3 protein-coding genes are annotated in these 3446 nt (G+C 62.6%); all 3 read right to left on the minus strand.

Translation table 11 applies throughout. The features are described from left to right. Nucleotides 1-1552, minus strand: a 1552-nt coding sequence (locus tag E2583_RS16790) for a phosphoenolpyruvate carboxykinase (GTP) (RefSeq protein WP_291597361.1), incomplete at its 3' end; no start/stop codon positions are given. A 341-nt stretch (nucleotides 1553-1893) separates the two neighbouring features. Beyond that, a complete protein-coding gene (locus E2583_RS16795; RefSeq protein ID WP_167007454.1) occupies nucleotides 1894-2031 on the minus strand; it encodes a hypothetical protein in 138 nt (45 codons plus the stop codon). 91 nt (nucleotides 2032-2122) lie between these two features. Further along, complete coding sequence (locus tag E2583_RS16800; protein WP_291597362.1) at nucleotides 2123-3325, minus strand: threonine ammonia-lyase; 1203 nt, start codon at nucleotides 3323-3325, stop codon at nucleotides 2123-2125. Between the last annotated feature and the right edge of the window lie 121 nt (nucleotides 3326-3446).

Genomic DNA, 3446 nt, shown 5'->3' on the forward strand with positions numbered 1-3446 from the left:
CGGCGTTCTTGCGGAACCAGTTGGTGGTGAAGATCTTGGGCAGGGTTGCGCCCTGGCCTTCGATCTTGGCGCCCAGGTCCAGCCAGTGCTGGAAATAATCGCTCATGTTGTAGCCGGCAAACGGCAGCATTGCGAAGGGGTCGCGGCGCACCACGCCCTGCGCACCGAAGGCGGCGGCGGTGGTCTCGGAGCCCATGGTTGCAGCCATGTACACGCCTTCGGTCCAGTCCCGGGCTTCGGTCACCAGAGGCACAGTGCTGGAGCGGCGGCCGCCGAAGATGATGGCATCGATCTTCACGCCGGCAGGATCGTCCCAGGCCTCGTCCAGAGCCGGGTTGTTGGTGGCTGCCACGGTGAATCGGGCATTGGGATGAGCGGCCTTGGCACCGGTTTCCTTGGCGATCTGGGGCGTCCAGTCCTTGCCTTGCCAGTCGATCAGGTGGTCGGGCAGCTTGCCCTGGTCCTTTTCCATGCCTTCCCACCACACGTCGCCGTCATCGGTCAGGGCCACGTTGGTGAAGATCACGTTCTTGTCCAGGCTCAGCATGCAGTTCGGATTGGTCAGCATGTTGGTGCCGGGAGCCACGCCGAAGTAACCGGCTTCGGGGTTGATGGCGCGCAGCGAGCCATCTGCCTGGGGCTTGATCCAGGCGATGTCGTCGCCGATGGTCGTGACCTTCCAGCCTTCGAAGGCCTTGGGGGGCACCAGCATGGAAAAATTGGTCTTGCCGCAGGCCGAGGGGAAGGCCGCAGCCACGTGGTACTTCTTGCCTTCGGGGTTGGTGACGCCCAGGATCAGCATGTGTTCGGCCAGCCAGCCCTGGTCGCGGCCCATGGTGGAGGCGATACGCAGCGCAAAGCACTTCTTGCCCAGCAACGCGTTGCCGCCGTAGCCCGAACCGTAGGACCAGATTTCGCGGGTTTCGGGATAGTGCACGATGTACTTGGTCTTGCTGCAAGGCCAGGTGGTCTCGTCCTTCTGACCGGCGGCCAGCGGTGCGCCGATGGTGTGCACGCAGGGCACGAACTCGCCGCTGGTACCGATCACGTCATACACGGCCTTGCCCATGCGGGTCATGATCTTCATGTTGACGGCCACATAAGGGCTGTCGGACAGCTCGATGCCCACGTGGGCGATGGGCGAACCCAGCGGGCCCATGGAGAAAGGCACCACATACATGGTGCGGCCGGCCATGCAGCCATCGAACAGAGGGTTCAGCGTGGCACGCATCTCCGCAGGGTCCATCCAGTTGTTGGTGGGACCTGCGTCTTCCTTCCTGGCGGAGCAGATATAGGTGCGGTCTTCCACGCGGGCCACGTCCGAGGGGTCGGTCCAGGCCAGGAAGGAGCCGGGGCGCTTGGCCAGCGGCTTGAAGGTGCCGGCATCCACCAGTTGCTGGCACAGCGCGTCGTACTCGGCTTGCGAGCCGTCACACCAGTGGATCTGGGCGGGCTTGCACAGCGCAGCCATTTCGGCAACCCAGGCGATGAGCTTGGGGTTCTTGACGTAATCGGGAGCCTGGATGTTCAGGCTTTGCACAGCGGCGTTCATGGGGGAAGTCCTTCAATTAAAAAACCAGTTTTTCAAAGAAGCATCCCCTGCGGCTGCGTCTTTGAAAAAAGGCTTTTGAAGGCGTCTCGCCTGCATTCCCTAGCACCTGTTGGCGCCTGCCATCCATCCGATTAAGTCAAAACAACCTTGTTTTGAAGTGCGGCGGGAGATCGATTCTAGGGAGGGGCTTTGAATTTGTCAGCAAATCACCGGCGATAACTATGCATTTTGCGCATTGAAGTATGCATATTCTTCGCATTCATGACCTGTCCAGACATAAAAAAACCCCGCATCGCGGGGTCGGGTCGGCCAAGGCTGGAATGTCCTCAAGCGTTGCCGGACTAGGCCATGTTCACGGCAATGAAGGCCAGCAGAAACATCATCACCGCACCGGCGGCCGGAATGATGACGGGAATATAGGGCACCACGGCTTCGGCCGCATCCTGCGGCTCGTGGTCGACGGCGGGATCATGGGACATGCGATCGATGCTCCTTTCAACAATGGTTGTCTGGCATTCTGGCCCACAGGCCGCTGCCGCCCGCTAGGGGAAAGCCCGCCAGCACGCGTCATCAGCCGATGCGCTCGGCCTCCATGCCGGCTGCGCGCAAGGCCTGCAGCACCTGCTCCACATGAGGCTGGTTGCGCGTCTGCAGCACCAGCTCGATCTCGACATTCTGCGCGGCCAGCATGGTGAAGGCACGCTGGTGGTGAACTTCCTCGATATTGGCACCAGCCACGGCCACGGTGGTCGTGATCTGGGCCAGCACGCCAGGTACATCGCGCGCGCTGACGCGGATGCGGGCCAGGCGGCCTGAGCGCACCATGCCGCGCTCGATGATGGCGGCCAGCAGCATGGGATCGATGTTGCCGCCCGACAGCACCAGGCCCACCTTCTTGCCCTTGAACTGCGCCGGATAGCGCAGCAGCGCCGCCAGACCCGCCGCGCCCGCACCTTCGACCAGCGTCTTCTCGATCTCCAGCAGCATGAGCACGGCCTGCTCGATATCGCCCTCATCCACCAGCAGCAGATCATCCACACAGCGCTGCACCACGTCCTGGGTGATGACGCCGGGCTGGGTCACGGCAATGCCTTCGGCAATCGTGGAGGTGCCCATGGGCAGATCGGTATGGCGCAGCGCATTGACCATGGATGGAAAGCGCTGGGTCTGCACGCCCACGACTTCGATCCCCGGCTTGATGGCCTTGGCCGCCGTGGCAATGCCCGCGATCAGGCCGCCGCCGCCAATGGCCACCACCAGCACGTCCAGGTCGCTCTGGGCCTGCAGGATTTCCAGCGCCAGCGTGCCCTGGCCAGCAGCAATCGCTTCGTCGTCATAGGGATGGACAAAGGTCAGCTGCTGCTCCTGCGCCAGCTGATAGGCATGGGCTCGCGCCTCGGCCAGCGTGTCGCCGTGCAGCACCACTTCGGCGCCGAAGCCGCGCGTACGCTCCACCTTCACGCCCGGGGTGAAACGCGGCATGACGATGACGGCACGCAGGCCCAGGCGTTGTGCGTGATAGGCCACGCCCTGGGCGTGATTGCCGGCACTCATGGCGACCACGCCGCGCGCACGCTCGGCATCGCTGAGCATGAGCAGCTTGTTCAGCGCGCCACGCTCCTTGAAGGATGCCGTGAACTGCAGGTTCTCGAACTTGAGATAGACCTGCGCCCCCGTGATCTGCGAGAGCGTGCGTGATTCCACAAAAGGAGTTTGAAGGACGGCGCCATTCAGGCGCGCAGCGGCGGCTTGGATATCTGCAAAGGTCAGCATGGTGAAGCCATTTTGCAAGCAGCCCATCACCCCGCGCCGGTGCTGGGTTTGCAGATCAGCGGCTTCTGACCCACTCGCTCTCCAATTGATAGCTTCAATCCTTTTATTTGAAAAGGCCTGT

Origin of the sequence: Comamonas sp. (genome assembly GCF_009360615.1) — a bacterium.
Classification (GTDB): domain Bacteria; phylum Pseudomonadota; class Gammaproteobacteria; order Burkholderiales; family Burkholderiaceae_C; genus Comamonas.